The organism is Opitutus sp. ER46 (genome assembly GCF_003054705.1).
GTDB lineage: Bacteria > Verrucomicrobiota > Verrucomicrobiia > Opitutales > Opitutaceae > ER46.
This window is the reverse complement of the sequence record NZ_QAYX01000023.1, coordinates 641,101-661,788: the sequence shown is the minus strand read 5'-3', so window position 1 is coordinate 661,788 and position 20,688 is coordinate 641,101. Positions and strand designations below refer to the sequence as shown.

The window sequence follows — 20,688 nt, the reverse complement described above, 5'->3', positions numbered from 1 at the left end:
TCAGGTCCGCAGGTCCAGTTCCACAAACGGCTGCCGCGTGCCGCGTCGTTCCGGCCCGCCGTCATGCACGATCTGGCCGTAGTCCAACTTGATGATGCGGTCCGCCAGGTGGAAGTACTTGTCGTCGTGGGTGATGGCCAGGACGGTCTTCCTCCGCACCCGGAGTTCGGGCAGGAGCTGCGTGTAAAAGAGCTCCTTGAATAGCGGGTCCTGGTCCGAGGCCCATTCGTCGAACAGATAGAATGGCCGGTCTTCCAGGTAGGCGTTGAGCAACGCGAGCCGCTTGCGCTGCCCTTGCGAAAGCTGGGTCGTGGAAAGCACGCCGTCCACGACCTTCACCTTGTGGTCCAGGTGCAGCTGGCTCAGGTACTCGCGGGCCTGCGTATCGAGGTCCCGGCCGGCGTGGCCCAGCAGGTTGTCGAACAGGTAGAAGTCCGCGAACACCGCCGAGAAGTACTGCCGGTAGTCATCGCGGTTTTGCTCCGTCACCATCCGGCCATTGACCCGGATCGTCCCCTCCTCCGGCGGGTACAACCCGGTGATCACCTTTGCCAGCGTCGACTTGCCGCTGCCGTTGCCGCCCACGAGGTAAACGATCTCGCCCGGCCGGAACTCGAGGTTGATCGGCCCGAGGGAGAAATGGTCGTCCTCCCGTTCGCGGTGGTAGGAATGCGTCACATCCACCAGCTCCAGGCGCTCGAACTTCGGCGCGGCCGGCGGCAGCGAGATCGGGCAGTTGTCCCCCGTCCGCTGCGTCAGCACGACGCCCAGCTGCTCGATCTTCCGCAGCGAGGCGCTCGCACGGCCAAACAGCGAGAGGCTGCCGAGCACGCCCGAGAGCGGTCCCATCAGGTACAGCGTCGCCACGATGTAGCCGGTGAGCGCCTGCGGGCTCACGTCGCGCAGCTTCGGCAGCAGGAACAGGATCAGGCCGACCAGCGTGAAGAACAGGAGATGGCTCCAGTTGTGCGCGAAGATGAACCGCATCTCCGCCGCGACCGCATGCCGCTTGTAGGTCTCCGTGCAGCCGTGGATGCTCTTCGCCAGGAACACGCCCCGCCGCTCGCGGTGCAGCTTCAGCTCCTTGATGCCTTCGGTGAGCGCGCGGAAATGGCGGAACAGCCGGTCCTGCTCATCGCGCGCCTGATACAGGTGCCCGAAGCCGCTGCGAATCAGGAACCGGTACGCGATCGCCCCGAAGACAATGAACACCGCCATCGCCGCCAGAACGCTCAGGGACAGATACCCGAGGTAGATCGCCCCTCCGACCAGGATGGCCACGTTCACCGCGAAGGTCGGGATTGCCAGCATCGCCTCCGTCAGCGTCAGCACGTCCTCCGTCAGCGCCACCATCAACCGCGGCGCGCCAATGTCCTCCAGTTGCCGCAGCGGCACCGACAGGATCTTGCCCACCAGGTCCCGGCGCAGCTCGGCGCTGTTGCGCTGCGAGAAGTGCGCGAGGGTCACCTGCGCCACGAAGTTCGTCACCAGCCGGCCCACGGCCAGCGCGACAAAGCAGATGACCATGAGCCGCGTCGGCGCCCCGGCCTGGGTCAGCGCGGTGTTCACCACCGCGATGAGTCCCGCGTTGGCCGCGCCGCTGAGCAATGCCGCCCCGAAGGTGCTGAGCATCATGACGCGGGAGCCGCGAATGAAGAAGCGTATCAGATTCATAGAAGTCCTGGTCCGACGTGTGCCATTTCTGCCAAAGCCATCCGCCGGGCCCGGCCCGGTTCCTGCCGTTCGCCCCAGCGGCAAACGCGCAGCCACCGCGGGCCCGCCCCGACCGCGACCGCGGCCGCGTACGTCGGGTCCAGCGCCAGCGAGAACACCCGCCACGCCCCGGCCGCCGCCGGCGCGCCGCGCCCGGCCCCCGCGAGGCCGACTCCGCTCGCCTTCAGCACGGCCTCCTGCCGCGCCCAGGCCTGGAAAAACTCGAGCCGGCGCTCCGCCGCCGGCGCCGCCTGCACGCGCGCCGTCTCCTGTGGCCCGAAGCAGGTCGAGGCGATCGACTCCCAGTCGGGCAGCTCCCGGATCCGCTCCAGGTCCACCCCGACTTCGCTGTCACCAGAAAACGCGTACAGCGCCTGCCCTTCCGAGTGCGCCAGGTTGAAATGCAGGTGCGCCGCGGGCGCCGCCAGCGCCGGCTTGCCGTTCGTGCCATACCGGAACGCCACCGTCTCCGCGGCCGCGCCGAGATAGCGGCCCAGCAGCACGCGCAGCACCCCCCGCGCGACCACGAAGCGCCGCCGGTCCCGCGCAAAGAAGAAACGCTCGGCCCGCTCCCGTTCGTCCGCCGACAGCCGCTCCGCCAACGCCCGCGCCTGGTCGTCCGGCTCCGCGTCCAGCGCCACCCACCACAGGTCGACCACGCCGGGCTCGAGGCCCGGCCGCGGCGGCTTGCGGGTGACATCCACCGTCGACGCTTCCGCCGCCGGCATCATCGGGGTCCGCTTCACGAGGTCCCCCTTTTCCCGGCCCGCCGCTCGGCGCGGGTCCGCAGCACCGCCGCCACGTTCCGCACAAACGGCTCCGCCAGCACGTTGCCGTGGCCGCCGCGCACGATGTGCACGTCCACGCCGCCCCGCGCCAGCTCCGCCCAGCCATACTCGTGATCGAACGAGCACACCATCGGGTGCCCCCGCGTGCGGATCAGCGTCACGCGCCCCGCGTAGGGCCGCGGGTGATACTTCATCAGCGCGAGGACGTGCGTGCGCCAGAGCGCGCGGCGCTCCTCCGAATACGCGGCCAGGTCGACCAGTTGGTCCACGTCGCCCAGCGCCACCTCCGCGTGCGGCCGCGCCTCCGCGTCCGCCGGCCGCCGGCGCACGACCCGCAGTTTCCACCGGACGAACTCCTTCCGTTCCCGCCAGGTCCAGCGGAAGAGGAAACAGCTCAGCCAGTAGGCGAAGTTGCCGCTGAAGCGGGCCAGCCAGCGCGGCGACAGCCGGTTGAAATCCTTCTGGTAGCCGGTATTCGGCGGCGAGCCATTGATCAGCGCGAGCAACGCCACCGTCTCCCCCTGCTCCTGCAGCTGCCGCGCCATCTCGTAGGCCACGATGCCGCCAAAGCAGTAACCTCCGAGCTGATACGGACCGTGCGGCTGCGCCGCCCTCAGGTCCGCCACGTAACTCGCGGCCATCTCCTCGATCGTCGGCCACTCCGGCAGGCCGTCGAGCCCGCGTGACTTGAACGCCAGCAGCGGTTGGTCCGTCCCCAGGTGCCGCGCCAGGTTGGCGTAGCCCCAGAACATGCCGCCACCCACCCCGTGCACGAGGTGGAGCGGCGGCCGCGTGCCCTGCGCCTGGATCTCGACGATCGAGCTCGCCGGGCGATACGCCGTCGCCGGCGCGCGCAGCACCTGCGCCATCTCCTCCACCGTGGGATGCTGAAAGATCGCCGCCACCGGCAGCCGGTGCCCGAGCGTCTTCTCCACCTGCGCCACGACGCGCACCGCCAGCAGCGAGTGCCCGCCCAGCGCGAAGAACGAGTCGTGCAGCCCGATCGGCCGCACGTCCAGGACACTCTCCCAGATCGCCGCGAGCTCGCGCTCCAGGTCGTCCCGCGGCGCCACGTAACTGGGATGCAGCTCTGAACGCTCCGCCGCCACCGCCGCCAGCGCCGCCGCATCCAGCTTGCCGTTGGCGTTCAGCGGCAGCGCCTCCAGGGTGAAGAACGCCGCGGGCACCAGATAGTCCGGCAACCGCGCCGCCAGATGCGCACGCAGGGTCTCGGTCGCCACCGAGGTCCCCTTTGCCGGCACCACGTAGGCCACGAGGCGCTTCTCGCCTCCGGCCACTTCGCGCACCGTCACCGCACAGGCCTTCACCGCGGGATGCGCGGCCAGCACCGCCTCGACTTCCGCGGGCTCCACGCGGAAACCGCGGATCTTCACCTGGCGATCCACGCGGTCGAGAAACTCGATCGTGCCGTCCGGCAACCAGCGCGCGCGGTCCCCCGTGCGGTACAGGCGTTCGCCCGCCGCGAACGGGTTCGCCACGAACCGCTCCGCCGTCAGCTCCGGTCGGTTCAGGTACCCGCGGGCCAGGCCGTCGCCCCCCGCGTACAGCTCCCCGGGCACGCCCACGGGCACCGGCTGCAGGTGCGCATCCAAGATGTACACCTGCGTGTTGCTGATCGGACGCCCGATCGGCACCGAACGCGTCCCCGCCGCCGTCACCCGGTGACAGCAGGTGAATGTCGTGTTCTCCGTCGGACCGTAACCGTTGATCAGCGTCGTCTCCGGCAACGCCTCGAGCGCCCGCGCCACCGCCGTCGGCGAAAGCACGTCGCCCCCCGCGAGGAGCTGCCTCACGTGCCGCAGCCGCGGCGCCTGGTGCTCCACCATCTGTTGAAACAGGCCGGCCGTCAGCCAGAGCGAGGTGATGCGCTCGCGTTCAATAAACTCGCCCAGCTCCGCCAGCGAGGTCCGCCCCGGCGGGTAGACGATGAGGCGGCCGCCGTTCAGCAGCGGCGCCCAGATCTCGAGCGTCGAGGCGTCGAAGGCGATCGGCGCAAACTGCAGCCAGACTTCGTCCGGCCCCATGCGCGCAAAATCCGCCTGCTTCACCAGCCGCACCACGCCGCGTTGCGCCACGGCCACGCCTTTCGGCCGGCCGGTCGATCCCGAGGTGTAGCTGACGTAGGCCAGCGACTCCGCGGTCACCGCCAGCGGCAAGGGCGACGTGCCTTCGTTCGCGATCGCCGCCCGCTCCGCCGTCAGGTTTAGCACCACCGGTCCCGGTTGGCCCGTCTCGAGCGGCAGTCGTTCGCACACCGCTTCGTTGGCGACCACCAGCACCGGCGCCGCGGTGTCCCGCAGCATGTAGGCCAGCCGTTCCGCCGGGTAGCTGGGATCGAGCGAAACATACGCCCCTCCCGCCTTGAGGATCGCCACCAGCGTCACGATCAGCTCGGCCGAGCGTTCCATCATCACCGCCACGAGCGTCTCCCGGCCCACGCCCGCCCGCCACAACCGCCGCGCCAGCCGGTTGGCCTCCGCGTCGAGTTGCTGGTACGTGAGCGTGCGCGCGCCGCACGTCACCGCCGGCGCATGCGGTGTCTGCGCCACCTGCGCCGCGAACACCTCCGCCAGTGACCGGTCGCGCGGATAGCTCCGCCGCGTGTCGTTCCAGGTCGTCACCACCTGCTCCCGTTCCGCGGGCGTCAGTAGCGCCAGGCGCGAGAGGCGTTGGTCCGGGTCCGCGCCAATGCTCCCGAGCAGCGTCGCGAATGTCCCCAGCAGTTGCCGGATAGTCTCCGGCTCGAAGAGGTCGGCATTGTACTCCATTCCCGCCCGGAGCCGCTCGCCGTCCTCCACCATCGAGAGCGTGAGATCAAACTTCGAGGTCCCGGTCTCCACTTCGAGTGGCTCCACCGTCACATCGCCCAGGCTCCACGCCGGCATCGGCGCGTTCTGCAGGACGAACATCACCTGAAAGAGCGGGTTTCGGCTGGGCGCCCGGTCGGGCCGCAGGTCGTTCACCAGCGTCTCGAAGGGCAGGTCCTGGTGCGCCAGCACCGCCAACGCACGGTCGCGCGTCGCCTTCAGGAAAGACCGGAAGGTCGGATCGCCCGCGAGGTCGCCGCGAAACACCAGCGTGTTCACGAAGAACCCGATCAGCTTTTCCAGCTCCACCTTCCGCCGGCCCGCGACCACCGAGCCGATGACGATGTCGTCCTGGCTCGTCCAGCGGTGCAGGAGCGTCTGAAAAGCCGCGAGCAGCGTCATGAACAGCGTCGCCCCTTCCCGTTGCGCCAACGCCTTCAGCGCCTTTGCCACCGGGCCCGGGATGTCCAGCGTCAGCGCCGCGCCGCGCGCGGCCGCCGCGGTCGCGCGGGGGTGATCGAACGGCAGTTCCAGCACCGGGAGCGGACCGCGCAGTTGCTCGCGCCAGAAGCCGAGCAGCCGCTCGAGCATCGGTCCCTGCAGCGTTTCGCGTTCCCACGCCACGTAGTCCGCAAACTGGATCGGCAGCTCGGGCAGATTGCCGGTCGCGCCCGTGCAGGCCGCGGGGTACAGCGCGGCGAGTTCACGAAACAGGATGCCGAGCGACCAGCCGTCCGAGATAATATGGTGCAGCGTCAGGAGCAGGATCGACGCGCCCGTCGGCACCCGCACCAGCACCGCGCGGACCAGGAGATCCCGCGCGAGGTCGAACGGCCGGCGGGACTCCTCCCGCACACGGCGCAGCGCCTCCGCCTCATCCGCCGCCTCGGCCACCTCCACCGTGAGGATGCGCTGGGGTTGCACCACCTGGACCGGCGTGCCGTCCGCCGCGGTGAAATTCGTCCGCAGCACCTCGTGCCGGCGCACAATCTCGTTCAACGCCGCCGTCAGCGCCGGGACGTCGACGGGCCCGGCGATCCGCAGGGCCTGGCACACGTTGTACACCGGCGAGCCCGGCTCCAACTGGTCCAGGAACCAGAGGCGCCGCTGCGCGTACGACAGCGGGCTGTCCGCGCCCGCCCGGCGCCGCGCGATGCCGGACCGGGGTTCTCCCGCCCGACTCGTCGCCTGCTTTGCCCGCCGGAGACGTTCCTCCAGCATGGCCCGCTGCGCCGGCGTCAGTTCCGGACGCGTCGGCACGATGTCCTCTTTGACCGTCATGATAATTCCTCCACGCGGGCGAGCCGCCCGGGTTCCCCACCGGTGATTTCGCGGATCATCGCGCTCTCGATGACCGCCGCCAGGCCCGCGATCGTCGGCGCCGCGAAGAACTCGCGGAGCGACAACTCCACCTCGAAGGCGTCGCGCACCCGCGCCATCACCTGGGCGGCGAGCAGCGAATGCCCGCCCCGTTCGAAAAAGTTGTCGTGCACGCCCACCTGATCCAACGCGAGCACGCCGCGCCAGATCTCCGCGAGGAGTTCCTCCGTCGTCGTCCGCGGCGCCGCCAGCGTCGCGTCCGCGCGCACGAGTTCCGGCTCGGGTAGCGCGTTCCGGTCCAGCTTGCCGTTGGCCGTCAACGGCCAGCGCGCCAGCACCTGCACGGCCACGGGCACCATGTACTCCGGCAGCACCGTCATCAGGTGCTCCCGCAGGGCCCGCGGCTCCGCCACCTGGCCGGCATCCGCCACCGCATAGGCCAGTAGCCGCGGCTGGCCCGCCGCGTCCTGCCGCGCCACCACGACGCATTCAGCCACGGCCGGATGCTGCGCCAGCACGGCTTCGATCTCGCCGAGCTCCACGCGAAAGCCGCGCACCTTCAGCTGGTGGTCCGCCCGGCCGACCGATTCGATCGTGCCGTCAGTCCGCCACCGGGCCAGGTCGCCCGAGCGATACATCGTCGCCCCGGCTACGAAGGGATCAGCCACGAACCGCGCCGCGGTAAGCTCGGGCCGGTTCAGGTAGCCGAGCGCGACCTTGTCGCCCGCGACGTAAATCTCTCCGACCACGCCCACCGGCACCGGCTGCCCGCGGCCATCGAGAATGTAGATCTGCTCATTCGGGAACGGCCGGCCCAGCGACGGCTGTGTGCCGCGCGTCCGGAGCCCGCCGGTCGAATACACCGTCGTTTCGGTCGGCCCGTAGAGCTCAAATACCCGCTCGATATGCGGCAGCTCGTGCAACGCCTCCACCAGCCACTGGGGAAACGCCTCGCCGGCGAGCGCCACCGTCGTGACCGTCGGCGGCACCGCCTTCAGCCGCACGACCTCAGCCAGCGCCGAGGGTACGCCGCTGAGGAACCGCACGGGCTCCGCCGGCGCGCCCTCCGCCAGCCGCAGGAGATTCTCCACCATGACCAGCTTTCCGCCGAGGCAGAGCGGGCAGAAAATTTCGAAGATCGAGATGTCGAACGCAGCCGAGGTCGCGAACAGGACGCCGTCGAGTTCCTCCGGTTGGTACCAAGCCCGCGCCCACGCCACCAGCGCCACCACCGCCCGCTGCGGCACCACCACGCCTTTCGGCCGACCTGTCGAGCCTGAGGTGTAGATCACATACGCGGGGCTGCCCGGGGTGGGCCGGCCCAGCGGCGCCGGCACCGCGGCACCGACCGCGACATCCGTCGGCCCCGCCCCGTCCACCAGCACGTAATCGAAGCGTCCCGCCGGCAGCCGCTCCACGAGGCTCGACTGCGTCACCAGGACAGACATCCCCGCATCCGCCACCATGAACTCCAGCCGGTCCGCCGGGTAAGTCGGATCCAGCGGCACGTACGCACCGCCCGCCTTGAGGATGCCCAGGATTGCCACCAGCAGTTCGCTCCGGCGCTCGAGACAGAGTCCCACGAGTTTTCCAGGGCCGACCCCCAGGCGGCGGAGTCGCTCCGCCAGCATCGTGGCGCGCGCATCAAGTTCCCGATACGTGAGTCGCTCCTTGCCGGCCACGAGCGCCACTGCATCGGGCGTCCGGCGCACCTGCGCCGCGAAGAGGTCGGCGATCACCGCCTCGTGGTCGTAGGGCAGTTCCGGGCCCTTGCCCCACTGCAGCAGCTCGTCGCGCTCCGTCGGCGCGAGCAGGGGCAGCGCCTCGACCGGGCTCTCGGACGCCGCCACGACGCCGCGCAACAGCGTCTCATAGTGGCCGAGCCACCGCGCCACCGTCGCCTCGTCGAAGAGCTCGCAGCTGTAGTACGCGCCCAGCGTGATCACGCCCCCTTGAAGCGCAAAGTTCAGGTTCAGGTCGAAATGCGAGAAGCGCTTCGCGTTGCCACCCGCCTCCGCCTGCAGGGGCCCAAACGGCACCGTCTCGTGCAACCGCGTCGAGTTGAACACCACGTTGGCCAGCGGCACCCGGCCGGGGTCGCGCGGCAGGTTCAACCGCTGCAGCAGCCGGCCAAAGGGATACCGCCAGTGCTCGAGCGACTCGCCCAGCCGGTTCTTCACCTCCCCGAGCAACGCCGCAAAGCCCTGCCCCGCCGCCACGCGATTCCGCACCGGCAGCAGGTTCACGAAGTGGCCGACCGCGTCCTCCGCTCCATCGATGACCTGGGTCGCCGCGGGAATGCCCACGACCACGTCCGCCTGCCCGCTCAGCCGGTTCAGCAGCACGTTGAACGCCGCAAACAACACCGTGAACAGCGTCGTGTCCTGGCGCGCCGCGAGTTCCTGCAATGCCGTCGTCAGCTCCGCGGGCAGCGACCGCAGCAGGAACGCGCCCGCCTGCGTCCGCTCCGCGGGTCGGGCCCGGTCGCCCGGCAGATCCAGCGCGGGCACCGAATCTGCGTACTGGGACAGCCAGTACGCCTCCGCTTTCTGAAACACCGGCGTCTCCCCGGCCTGCACCTGCCGCGTCACCAGCTCGCGGTAACGCGTGGTCGGCCGCGGCGGCAAGGGCCGCCCCGCCGCCTCGGCGGCATAGAGCTCGCCCAGCTCCTTCTGCAGCGTGCCCAGCGACCAGCCGTCGCAGATGACGTGGTGCACGACCAGAAGGAACAGGTGCCGGCGCGGTTCGAGCCGGACGAGGTGCCCCCGGAACAGCGGTCCATGCTCCAGCGTAAACGGGCGTTCCAGCTCGTCGCCAATGAACGCGCGCAGGCGCGCTTCGCGCGCCGCTGGCTCGAGCGCCGAGAGGTCCGCGTCCGCCAGCGTCGCCGCGACCGCCGGCGCGATCCGCTGCGTCTCACCGCCCGGAAGCAGCTCCACGCGCAACGCCTCGTGCCGCGCCACCAGCGCGTCAAACGCCCGCTGCAGGGCGGCGCGGTCCAGTTCCCCGTCCAGCCAGAGGTTTGTGGACTCGTGATACGCCGCCGAGGCGCTCTGCCCCAGCTGGCTCACCAGCCACAGCTCCCGCTGCGCCTCGGTCGTAGGAATCACGTCCGACCCAGCGGCCGCAACTGGCGCAGCCTCGTTGGCCGATGGCGTCGGCGCCGTCGCCTGCCGCGTGGCCTCCTGCGCCTCCAGGTGCGCCGCCACGCCCGCGATGGTCCGCAGTCCTTCGCGCAACTGCCGGAACGCCACCTCCACGCCAAAGCGCTTCGCCAGCGCGACGCTGGCCTGGGTGAGGAACAGCGAGTCGAAACCAAGCTGGACGAACGGCACGGCGTCGTCCGCGGGCGTCAGCGCCACGCCGGACAACTCCGCGAACAGCGCGCGCACCGCGTCGGCCCGCGTGCCGGCGGGAACGCCAGCGGTCGCCGTCGCCCCGTCCCGCGCGGCACGCGCCGCGTCGTTCGTGCCGGATGCCACCGCCGGATCGCGCACACCGTCCTGCGGTGGCATCGCGCCGGCATGCGCCGCCGCGATTGTCCGCGGCGCACGTTCTGCCGGCCGGCCCGGTTCAATGTAGAACCGGCTCCGTTCAAAGGGGTACGTCGGCAGCGCCACGAAGCGGCGCAGTTCCCCATCGTAGATCTTCTTCCACTCCACGGCCGCGCCGACCGCCCACAACTGGCCGACCGCCCGCAGGAGCGCCGCATACTCCGCCACACCCTGCCGCGGACGTCCGAGTGAGCTCGTGACGATCACCTCTCCCGCGAGGCCGCACTGCCGCGCGAGTCCCGCCAGCGTTTCCCCGGGCCCCACTTCCAGCAACACATGGCGCGCGCCGGCCGTCGTGAGCGTCGCGATCCCTTCCGCAAAGCGCACCGTCTGCCGCAGGTGCGCGGCCCAGTACGCGGGGTCCTGCGCCTGCTCCGGCGTCAGCCACTGCCCGGTGACGTTTGAGAGGATCGGCAACTGCGGCGCCTGCCGCGGAAACCGGCGGATGAAGTCGGTCAGCGGTCCCGCCGCGCCGTCCATCATCGCCGAATGAAAGGCATGCGACGTCGCCAACCGCCTGCTCGCGACGTCGCCTTCGCCGAGCTTTTTCTCCAACGCCGTGATCGCATCGAATGGTCCGGAAACGACGCAGAGCCCACGGGCATTGGTGGCGGCCAGCGAAAGGGGTTCCTGCAGGTACGGCGCAATCTCTTCCACCGTCAGGCGCACCGCGAGCATCGCTCCAGGCGGTTGCGCCTGCATCAGGCGCGCGCGTTCGGCGACGATCGCCAGCGCGTCCTCGAGCTTGAACACGCCCGCGAGACACGCGGCCACGTATTCCCCGAGACTGTGTCCAATCACAGCGTGCGGCCGGATGCCGTAGAACATCCACAGGTCCGCGAGCGCATACTCGATCACGAACAGCGCCGGCTGCGTCAGCCGCGTCTGCCCGAGTTCATCAGCGGCGCCGGCGTCGCCCTGGCCGAACATCACCGTGCGGATGTCCCGCCCGAGGTGCGGCTGCAGGAGGCGCGCACAGCGATCCACCGTCGCCCGGAACCGCAGCTCGGTCTCGTAAAGTTCGCTCGCCATCCCGACGTACTGCGCGCCCTGGCCGGGAAACATGAAGGTCACCCGCGGGGCCGTCGTCGCCTCGCCCGCCGCCGTCAGCGGCCGCGGTCCGCCACTCCCGTCTCCGCCCGCCCCGCCTCCGTTCACGTCCGCCCGCAGCGCCGCAATCGCCTCCTCGCGCGAACCGGCCACCACCGCGCGGCGGTGGGCAAAGCCCTTGCGGCGCGTCTGCAGCGAAAATGCCACGTCCGCCAGCGCCTGCTCCGGATGCGTCTCCAGATGCGCCGCCAGCCGCTCCGCCGCCGCCGCGACTGCCGTCGGCGTCTTGGCCGACACCACGAGCAGGTGACGCGCGCGTCGCGAGGGTCCGATCGCGGCCGGCAGCGGCGCCTCCTCGAGTACGACGTGCGCGTTCGTGCCGCCGATGCCAAAGGAGCTCACGCCGGCGCGGCGCGGGGTCGTCGACCGCGGCCAGGGCCGCAGCGCCTGGTTGATGACGAACGGCGTCCGCTCCAGCTCGAGCTTCGGGTTTGGGGTCTCGAAGTGCAGGCTCGGCGGGATCTTGCCGTGCTGCAGCGCGAGCACCGTCTTGATCATGCCCGCCACGCCTGCCGCCACATCGAGGTGCCCGATGTTGCTCTTCACCGAGCCCACCGCGCAGGTCTTCGCGACCTGACCGCTAGCGTCTGGCCGCAGCCCGAAGGCTTTCGTCAGGCCGGCGATTTCGATCGGGTCGCCCAGGGGTGTGCCCGTGCCGTGCGCCTCAACGTACGAGATCGTTTCGGGCGCCACGCCCGCCTCGTCCTGCGCCATCGCGATGCACTCCGCCTGGCCATCGATGCTGGGGGCCGTGTAGCCGATCTTCACCGCGCCGTCGTTGTTGATGGCGTGGCCCTTGATCACGGCGTAGATGCGGTCGCCCTCCGCCACCGCCTCGCTCAGCCGCTTCAGCACCACGATGCCCGCGCCGTCGCCGAGCACCGTGCCCGACGCGCGCGCGTCGAACGCCCGGCAATGCCCGTCAGCGGACATGATGCCGCCTTCGAGGTGATGTTGCCCGCGGTGGGCCGGAAAGGTGATCGATACGCCGCCGGCCAGCGCCACGTCACAGCGGTACGAGAGAAGATTCTGCACCGCGAGACCCACCGCCACGAGCGAGGTGGAACACGCGGTCTGCACGTTCAGGCTCGGACCGCGGAGGTTCAGCTTGTACGAGACGCGCGTCGGCACGAAGTCGCCGTCGTTCAGGATCATCGATGCAAACAGCCCGTGGTCCTTCACCAGGTCCGGATTCGTGAGGAGATTGGTGAAAAGGTATGTGTTCATGCTCGCGCCCGCAAACACCCCGATCAGCCCGGGGTACGTGTCCGGATCGCAACCGGCGTCCTCCAGCGCCTCCCACGCGCACTCCAGGAACACCCGGTGCTGCGGGTCCATGATCGCCGCCTCCCGCGGGTTGATCCCGAAGAACGCGGCGTCGAACCACTCCGGCTTCTCCAGCACGCCGCGCGCCTTCACGAAGCGCGGATCGGCCAGGTCGGGCGCATGCTCAATCGGCAGCCACTCCACCTCGTCATTGCCAAAGCGGGAGATGACTTCGGTGCCGGTGCAGAGATTGCGCCAGAACTCGTCGAGATTGCGGGCGCGGGGAAAGCGTCCGGCGAGGCCGACAATCGCGACGGCCTCGGAGACAGTGGAAGCTGGAGTCGTCATGGGCGTTCAGCGAGCAACGCCGCCCGGCGCCGCGGCACGATCACGGCCTGCCGGCGGCGGTTTCGTTCCTCGACCTTCTGGCGCAGCGAGGGTTCGTCCTTCGCCGCTTCGCCGATGAACTTCGCGAGCGAACGGATCGTGGGGTACTGAAAGAGTTTCAGGACCGGCACGTCGACCTGCAGCGTTTCGCGCAGGCGGTTCTGCACCTGGACCACCTGCAGCGAATGCCCGCCGAAATCGAAGAAGTTGTCGTCCGCCCCGATGTCCTCGGCCTTCAGGATGTCCTTCCAGATGCCCGCGAGCGTCTGCTCCACGTCGCCGGTCGGCGCGACGAACTCCTGGGCGGACTGCGCGACCGAGGCCTGCGGCGCCGGTAGCGCCTTGCGATCCACCTTGCCGTTCGGCGTGAGCGGCAGCCGCGCCATCGGCACATAAACCGCGGGCACCATGTGGTCCGGCAGCTTCTGCTTCAGGAACTCCCGCAACCGGGCCGCCGGGGGCGCCTCCGTCCCCGCGGGCACGAGGTACGCGACGAGCCGCGGGTCGTCCGGCGTATCCGTCCGCAGCGCCACGACCGCCTGGCGGACGTCTGTGTGCTGCATCAACGCGGCCTCGATCTCGCCCAGTTCGATGCGGTGGCCGCGGATCTTCACCTGGAAGTCCACGCGGCCGAGGAAATCGACCACACCGTCCTCCCGCCAACGCGCGAGATCGCCGGTGCGATAGAGCCGTCCGCCGCCTCCGGGCGCCGCGGGGTCGATCGTCAGCGTCACGAACTTCTCCGCCGTCAGCGCCGCCCGCCGCAGGTAGCCGCGCGCCAAGCCGTCGCCGCCGATCCAGAGTTCGCCCGGGATCCCCACCGGCACCGGCTGGCGGTTCGCGTCGAGAATGTAGAGCTGCGTGTTCGCGATCGGCCGTCCGATCGCCACCGCACCGCTGGCGCTGGGCTCAACGACCACCCGATGCGTGCTCGACCAGATCGTGGTCTCGGTCGGACCGTACATGTTCACGATCTCGCCGCCGACCGCGCGGACCAGCTCCTGTGCCAGGCCCGTCGGCAGCGCCTCGCCGCCGACCATGAGCTTCCGCAGCGGCTTCAGCGCCTGCAACGACTCGGGGGTCTGGCTCAGCATGCGGGCAAACGACGGGGTGCACTGGAGGTGCGTCACGCCGTGCCGCGTCATCTGCGCGGCGAGCGAGAAATCGTCGGGGGCGGCCTCCGCCTCGCCCGCCGCTCCTGCCTGCTGCTGCCACGCGTCCCGGACCTCATTCAACCGCGTCAGGCTCTGCAGCGCCGCCGCCGTCGGGACCCCGAAGTCGATCAGGCAGGCCACTTCGTCCACGCCCAACGCCGCCAGCTTTTCCAGCGTCCGCTGACACGTCTCCGGCGTGCCGAGCAGGCCGCAGGCCGCGAAGTAGCGGTTGAACGAATATTCGACGACGGCCTGCATCTCCTCCTCGGAAAGCGCCTTCACCTCGGCGCCGGGATACAGCGCCTGCGACATCCCGCGCAGGAGCTCGACGGACTCGCGCAGATAACGGCAGAGCGGGTCGTGCACGATCGCGCGCACCTGTTCCAGGTCCGTACCGACGAAGGTGTGCAACGCCACCGACACGATGCCTTCCCCGGCGTGGCCCGCGGCCCGCCGCGCCTCCCGGTACACCCGGATCTTGCGCGCGAGGTCCTCCGGCTCCTGCCCCAGAAAATGCGTGAGCACATTCGCCCCCACCTCGCCCGCCACGCGGAAGGTTTCGGGATTGCCCGCGGTCGTCACCCAGATCGGCAGCTCCGGCTGCACCGGACGCGGGTACACGCGCACGGGCACGTCGTTGCCGCGACCGCCCTTGAACGCGACTTCCTCGCCGCGCCACAGGCGCCGCACCGTCTCGATTTCGCGGCGCATGATTTCCTTCCGGTCCACGTACTTCTCCGGTGCCAGCGTGAAATCGCGGTCGTGCCAGCCCGACGCCACCGACAGGCCCACGCGACCATGCGACAGGTTGTCGACGACCGACCACTCCTCCGCCAGCCGGAGCGGATGATGCAGGGGTAGCACGGCGCTGCCCGCGCGAATCTGCACGTGCTGCGTCACCGTCGCCAAGGCCGCGCCCAGCACCGCCGGATTTGGATACAACCCGCCGAAGGCATGGAAATGCCGCTCGGGCGTCCACACCGCATTGAAGCCGTGCTGGTCGGCGAACTTCGCCCCTTCCAGCGTCAGCCGATAGCGATCGGCCTCCGCCGCGTCCGGCTCGCTGCCAAAGTAGAAGAGACTGAAGTCGAGCCGGCGTTGCCGTGGTGACCGCGTCGCCGCCGCCGCGCCCGGCATCCGCGCGTGGTCCGAGAGCACCACCACCTTGAAGCCCCGGGTCAACGTCCAGCAGAGTTCCAGCACCGAGATGTCGAACGAGATGCTCGTCAGCGCCAGCCACACGCCCGGCTCCGCGCCGAGCGCCTGATCCATCCCGACGAAAAAGTTCACGACGTTCCGGTGCGTGATCACCACGCCTTTCGGGTTCCCGGTGGAGCCGGAGGTGTAGAGGACGTACGCCGCATTCTCCGCTTTCGGCCCGGCGCCCTGCCCCGCGTCGGCGCCCGCCGGCTCATCCGCGTCGTCCACGCACACGACCTGCGCCGTCTCGCTCGCCGGCAGGCGGTCCACCATGCGCCGCAGCGTCACCAGCACCGGCGCCTGCGAGTCCTGCAGCATGTAGGCAAGCCGCTCCTTCGGGTAGGTCGGATCCAGCGGCACATACGCGGCGCCCGATTTCAGGATGCCGAGCAGGCCAACCATCATCTCCAGCGAGCGCTCGATACAGATCGCGATCAATACCTCCGGACCGGCCCCGTGCGCCCGCAGGCGGCGGGCAAACCGCTCCGCCCGCGTATCCAGTTCCTTGTACGTGAGCGTCTGCTGCTCGAAGACCAGCGCGACCGCGTCCGGCGTTCGCTGCACCTGCTCCGCGAAGAGCCCGGCAATCGTCTGCTCCTGCGGATACGGCGTGAGCGTCGCGTTCCACGCGCCGAGCACCGTGGCCCGTTCCGCGGCGCTCAACAGCGGCAGCTGGGAGATCCGGTGCGCGGGGTGCGCAACCATGCCTTCCAGCAACGTCACATAGTGGCCCATCATGCGCTCGATCGTCGCCGCCTTGAACAGGTCGGTCGCGTACTCCGCCGTGACGTCCAGGTAGTCCGGCTGCTCGATCGCCCAGATGGTCAGGTCCGCCTTGGTCGTGCCGGTGTAAACCGGCTCCACGCTCAGCTGCACCCCCGACAGCGTCAGGGGCGCCGTCGGCACGTTCTGCAGCATGAAAAAGATCTGGCAGACGGGGTCGAAGCTCAGGTTGCGCTCGGGCTGCAGCTCTTCGACGAGCTTCTCGTACGGCAGCTCGCGATGCTCATACGCCGCGAGGGTCACGTCGCGGATGCGCCCGAGTAGTTCCTGCACGGTCGGATCTCCCGCGAGGTTGGTGCGCAGCGCGACGTTGTTGATGAAAAAGCCGATCAGGCCCTCGGTTTCCGCCGCGTCGCGGCCGGCCAGCGTCGAGCCCATCACCAGGTCGTTCTGCCCGGTGTAGCGGTGCACGAGCGCCTTGAAGCCCGCGAGCAGCGTCATGAACAGCGTCACCCGGTTCTGCTGGCTCAGCCGCTTCAGCTCCTCGATCAGCGCACCGGGAATTTTCACGCGCACCGTCGCGCCGCGATGCGATTGGATCGGCGGCCGTGGATGGTCGGCCGGCAGTTCCAGCACCGCCGGTGCGCCCGCCATCGTCTCGCGCCAGAAATTCACCAGCCGCGCGAGCGTCTCGCCGCGCAGGAATTCCTGCTGCCATTGCGCAAAATCGCCGTATTGCACCGGCAGTTCGGGCAGTTGCGGCGCCGCGCCCTTCGCCAGCGCCTCATACGCCTGGCCGAGTTCCCGGTAGAGTATCGCCATCGACCAGCCGTCCGCCGCGACGTGGTGCATCACGATGGTCAGGGCATGCTCGCTCTGCCCCAGCCGGAAAAGCCGCGCGCGCAGCATCAGGTCCTGCGCGAGGTTGAACGGCCGCCGCGCCTCCTCCGCCACCTGGCGGTCAAGCTCGGCCGCCCGGGCCGACTCCGGGACCGTCGTCAGGTCCGTGACCGGCAGGTCCAGCGCCCAGGCAGCCCGCACCACCTGGCGGGGCTCGGCGTCCACCGCGACGAACGTGCTCCGCAGCGACTCATGCCGGCCGACGATCATCTCGAGCGCGCCGCGCAGCGCCGCCACATCGACGGGCCCGCGCAGCCGCACGAGGTACGGAATACTGTAGAGCGGCGAACCGGGCTCCATCTGGTCGAGGAACCACAGCCGGCGCTGGCCGGACGATGCCGGCAGATACTCCGGCGCTGGGGTGAAGCGGGCATCGGCGACGGGGTCGCCGCCCACCGTGGCAGACGCAAAGACGGGGGAGTTTTCCATGGGAGGATCAGCGGGGCGGAGCCAGTTCGAGTTCGGCGGCGGCGGGGCGCCGGCGCGCGCGCAGCACCGGGGGCCGCGGCGGCAGCGCCTGGCCCTGGCGTTCGAGTTCCCGCGCGAACTCGGCCACCGTCGGAAAATCGAAGAGCAGCCGGACCGACGCCGAGGCGCGCAGCGCGACGTTCACATGGGTCACGGCCTGCGCAGCGAGTAGGGAATGCCCGCCGCAATTGAAGAAGTTGTCGTGGCGGCCGCACTCGGCCCGGCCGAGCACTGTCGCCCAGATCCGCGCGATCACCTGCTCGCGCTCCGTCAACGGCGCATCCGCATCCCCGCGATGCGCGGGTGCGGGCAGTGCGCGACGGTCCACCTTGCCGTTCGGCGTCAGTGGCCAGGCGGGCAGAACGACCATCGCGCTCGGCACCATGTAGGCCGGCAGCACCTCCCGCAGGGCATCGAGCAATTGCCCCTCCTCGGGCGGCTGGCCGGCCGCTGCGACGACGTAGCCGACCAGCTGCGGGCCCCCAGGTGCCTCGTTGCGCGCCAGCACGACGGCCTCGCGCACTTGCGGCAACCGGAGCAGCGCCGCTTCAATCTCGCCCAGTTCGATGCGGCAGCCGCGGATCTTCACCTGATGGTCGGCCCGGCCCAGGAACTCCAGCTGGCCGTCGGCGCGCCAGCGCACAATGTCACCGGTGCGGTAAAGCCGGACCTCACGCGTACCCGCGCCTGGTCCGTCCTTCATCGTCCACGTCACAAAGCGTTCCGCGGTCAATGCGGGCCGGCCGCGATAACCGCGGGCGAGGCTGTCCCCGCCCAGGAAGAGTTCGCCCGGCACGCCCACCGGCACGAGCCGCATCTCCCGGTCGAGCACCAGCGCCGTCGTGTTGGCGATCGGTCGGCCGATCGGCGGGATCCCGCCCGCGGTGGCGGACACCACCGCCGCCGTCGCCACGACTGCGCACTCCGTCGGGCCATAATGGTTCACCAGCAGGCAGGGCAGGTTCGCCGGCGCGGGGCGCTTCAACTGGTCGCCCCCGGTCAGGAGCACGCGCAAGGCGAGCTCGGCGGGCCACGGTTGCGCCAACACCGCCTCGGCCAGCGGCGTCGGCAGGAAGGTCATCGTGATCTGCTGCTCGGCCAGCCAACGCCAGAGCCGGGCCGGGTCGACGCGCGTCTCGTCATCCAGAATGTGCAGCGCCGCGCCAGCCGTCAGGTACGGCCACACTTCCCACACCGCCGCGTCGAACGCCGGATTCGCCAGCTGCGTCGCGCGATCGTCCGCGCCGATCGCATAGGTCTGCTGATGCCAGGCCACCAGGTTGCCGAGCGCGCGATGCTCGATCTCGACGCCTTTCGGCTCACCGGTGGATCCCGAGGTGTAGATCACGTACGCGAGGTCATGCGGTGTGCCCACGGTGGGGAGATTCGCTTCGCTCTCGCCGGCCGGCTCGGCCAACGCGCCGTCGGCCTCGAGATCAACCCGGGCCAGCGCGGACGGCAGGGCGCCGGGGAGGCCCATGCCACGACGGGTCACGACCGCGACGGCCCCGCTGTCGGTCAGTTGAAAACGCAGCCGCTCCGCCGGGCACGCCGGATCCAAGGGGAGAAACGCGCCGCCCGCCTTCAGCGCGCCGAGCCAGGCGACCAACATCGCCACGGAGCGTTCGAGGCAGACCGCCACGACGCGATCCGGTCCGGCGCCGAGACTGCGCAGGCGCCGGGCCAGCCGGTTCGCCGCCGCGTTGAGTTCGCCGTAGGTGAGGCGGGTCGTCGCATCGGCCACGGCCAGCCGGCCTGGCGTCTGCTCGGCCTGCCGCGCCACGGCTAGGTGCACGCACGGTTCGGTCGCCAGCGAGGTGTGCGCCCCGGCGGCGAGTTCCAACAGCACCCGTCGCTCCTGCTCATCGAGCAGCGTCACCTGGCCGAGCGTATCCGTACGCGGCGCGGCCAGCGCCAGCGCCGCGGCGTGAAACTGCGCGAGCAGCCGGGTCACGGCTTCGACGCCAAACCGGCGGCGCTCAAAGAACGCCCGTACGCGCACGGTGTCGGCCGCGAAGATGTCCAGCGCCAGCGGGTAGTTCGGCTGGCAGCGCACATCAAAGTCCCGCTGCGTCCACCGGCCGCCGCGCGACCGCAGTTCGGCGATCCAGGAGGGATCGTGCAGGTTGAACACGGTCTCGAAAAGCGGCTGCCCCGCCTCCACCCCGCTCCATCGCTGTACCTGCATGAGTGGCGTGTGCTCGTAATCGCGCAGCGCCACCCACTGCTCCCGCAGGTCGCGCAGCCAGTGGCCCACGCTGGCGGCCGAGGCGAGCCGGACCCGGAAGGGCACGGTGTTGATCAGCATGCCCGCCATCTCGCCTGCGCCCTCGACCGGCACGTGCCGGCAGGCCCGCACCGCTCCGAAAAGCACGTCGTCCTCGCCGGTGCAGCGGCTCAGGACCAGCGCCCACGCGCCCTGCAGCAGGGTGTTCAAGGTAACGCCATGTCGTCCGGCCGCCTCGCGCAACCGCCGCGTCTCCTCCGGCCCGAAGCGCAGGCCAAGTTCGCCCGGGATGTCGTCGGCCGGCGCCACGCCCGCCGGACTCGCCAGCGGCAGCACCGTCGCGCCGCGCAGGTCCTGCAGTTGCGCGCGCCAGAACGCCTCTGCCCGGTGCAGGTCGAGCGTCTGCAGCCACGTGATGTACTCCCGGTACGGGCGCACCGGCTTCAGCGTCACCGAGGCGCCGCGCCCCAGCGCGTCGTGCGCGTCGAGCACGTCCTGGAAAAGCGTATGCATCCCGCGCGCGTCGAGCACGAGGTGGTGATACGTAAACACGAACCAAGCGTGATTCTCCGCCGTCTGAAACAGCGTCACCCGCGCAAGCGGCGCCTCCAGCCGCGCGAAGCCGCTGCGGCGATCCGCCGCCAGGAAAGATTCGAGCAGGCGGGTGACATCCTCATCGCGCTCGAAATGCAGCACGCGCAGCGGCAGCCGGACCATCTCCGGCGGCAGCACCCACTGCCTCGGCTCGTCGCCTGCCCGCCAGCCGAACGTGGTGCGCAGGCAGTCGTGTCGGCGCACCACCAGCTCCCAGGCCTGTTCGAACTCGGGCGCGCTGATTTCGTGGCGACATTCGCACACCACCTGTTCGACATCCACGCCACCAATCCCGGACTCCAGCCGGTGGAAGAGCATCCCTTGCTGCATGGGCGAGAGCGGATACACGCCACCACCGCAGCCGGGATCGACTGTCGTGTCTTGGACCATTGCGGCGGAGGATACGAGCCGGTGGCGGCGCCCTGTAGTGGGTCTGAGCCCCACCCCCGCTGCGGG

General features: G+C 70.1%; 6 protein-coding genes. All 6 read right to left on the bottom strand.

Annotated features, from left to right (window positions below; translation table 11 throughout):
• Genes DB354_RS15485 through DB354_RS15460 form a run of 6 tightly spaced genes read right to left on the bottom strand, consistent with a single transcriptional unit; the run spans nt 1 to nt 20,622 of the window.
• A complete protein-coding gene (locus DB354_RS15485; RefSeq protein ID WP_107836533.1) occupies nt 1-1,674 on the bottom strand; it encodes a cyclic peptide export ABC transporter in 1,674 nt (557 codons plus the stop codon).
• A complete protein-coding gene (locus DB354_RS15480) occupies nt 1,671-2,459 on the bottom strand; it encodes a 4'-phosphopantetheinyl transferase superfamily protein (protein ID WP_146180275.1) in 789 nt (262 codons plus the stop codon). The genes DB354_RS15485 and DB354_RS15480 overlap by 4 nt, the downstream gene beginning before the upstream one ends.
• Nucleotides 2,456-6,610: a non-ribosomal peptide synthetase gene (locus DB354_RS15475; RefSeq protein WP_107836531.1), complete on the bottom strand. Its 4,155-nt coding sequence runs from the start codon at nt 6,608-6,610 to the stop codon at nt 2,456-2,458. Before DB354_RS15475 ends, DB354_RS15480 begins: the two co-directional genes overlap by 4 nt.
• Nucleotides 6,607-12,927, bottom strand: a complete 6,321-nt coding sequence (locus tag DB354_RS15470) for a hybrid non-ribosomal peptide synthetase/type I polyketide synthase (RefSeq protein ID WP_107836530.1) — start codon at nt 12,925-12,927, stop codon at nt 6,607-6,609. Before DB354_RS15470 ends, DB354_RS15475 begins: the two co-directional genes overlap by 4 nt.
• Complete coding sequence (locus tag DB354_RS15465; protein ID WP_107836529.1) at nt 12,924-17,372, bottom strand: MupA/Atu3671 family FMN-dependent luciferase-like monooxygenase; 4,449 nt, start codon at nt 17,370-17,372, stop codon at nt 12,924-12,926. The genes DB354_RS15470 and DB354_RS15465 overlap by 4 nt, the downstream gene beginning before the upstream one ends.
• Before the next feature lie 7 nt (nt 17,373-17,379).
• Nucleotides 17,380-20,622: a non-ribosomal peptide synthetase gene (locus tag DB354_RS15460; RefSeq protein ID WP_158277559.1), complete on the bottom strand. Its 3,243-nt coding sequence runs from the start codon at nt 20,620-20,622 to the stop codon at nt 17,380-17,382.
• Nucleotides 20,623-20,688: the final 66 nt, after the last annotated feature.

Coding starts and splice junctions, on each gene's coding strand:
- DB354_RS15465 (WP_107836529.1), bottom strand. CDS start 17,372: ATGGAAAACTCCCCCGTCTTTGCGTCTGCCACGGTGGGCGGCGACCCC.
- DB354_RS15475 (WP_107836531.1), bottom strand. CDS start 6,610: ATGACGGTCAAAGAGGACATCGTGCCGACGCGTCCGGAACTGACGCCG.
- DB354_RS15460 (WP_158277559.1), bottom strand. CDS start 20,622: ATGGTCCAAGACACGACAGTCGATCCCGGCTGCGGTGGTGGCGTGTAT.
- DB354_RS15470 (WP_107836530.1), bottom strand. CDS start 12,927: ATGACGACTCCAGCTTCCACTGTCTCCGAGGCCGTCGCGATTGTCGGC.
- DB354_RS15485 (WP_107836533.1), bottom strand. CDS start 1,674: ATGAATCTGATACGCTTCTTCATTCGCGGCTCCCGCGTCATGATGCTC.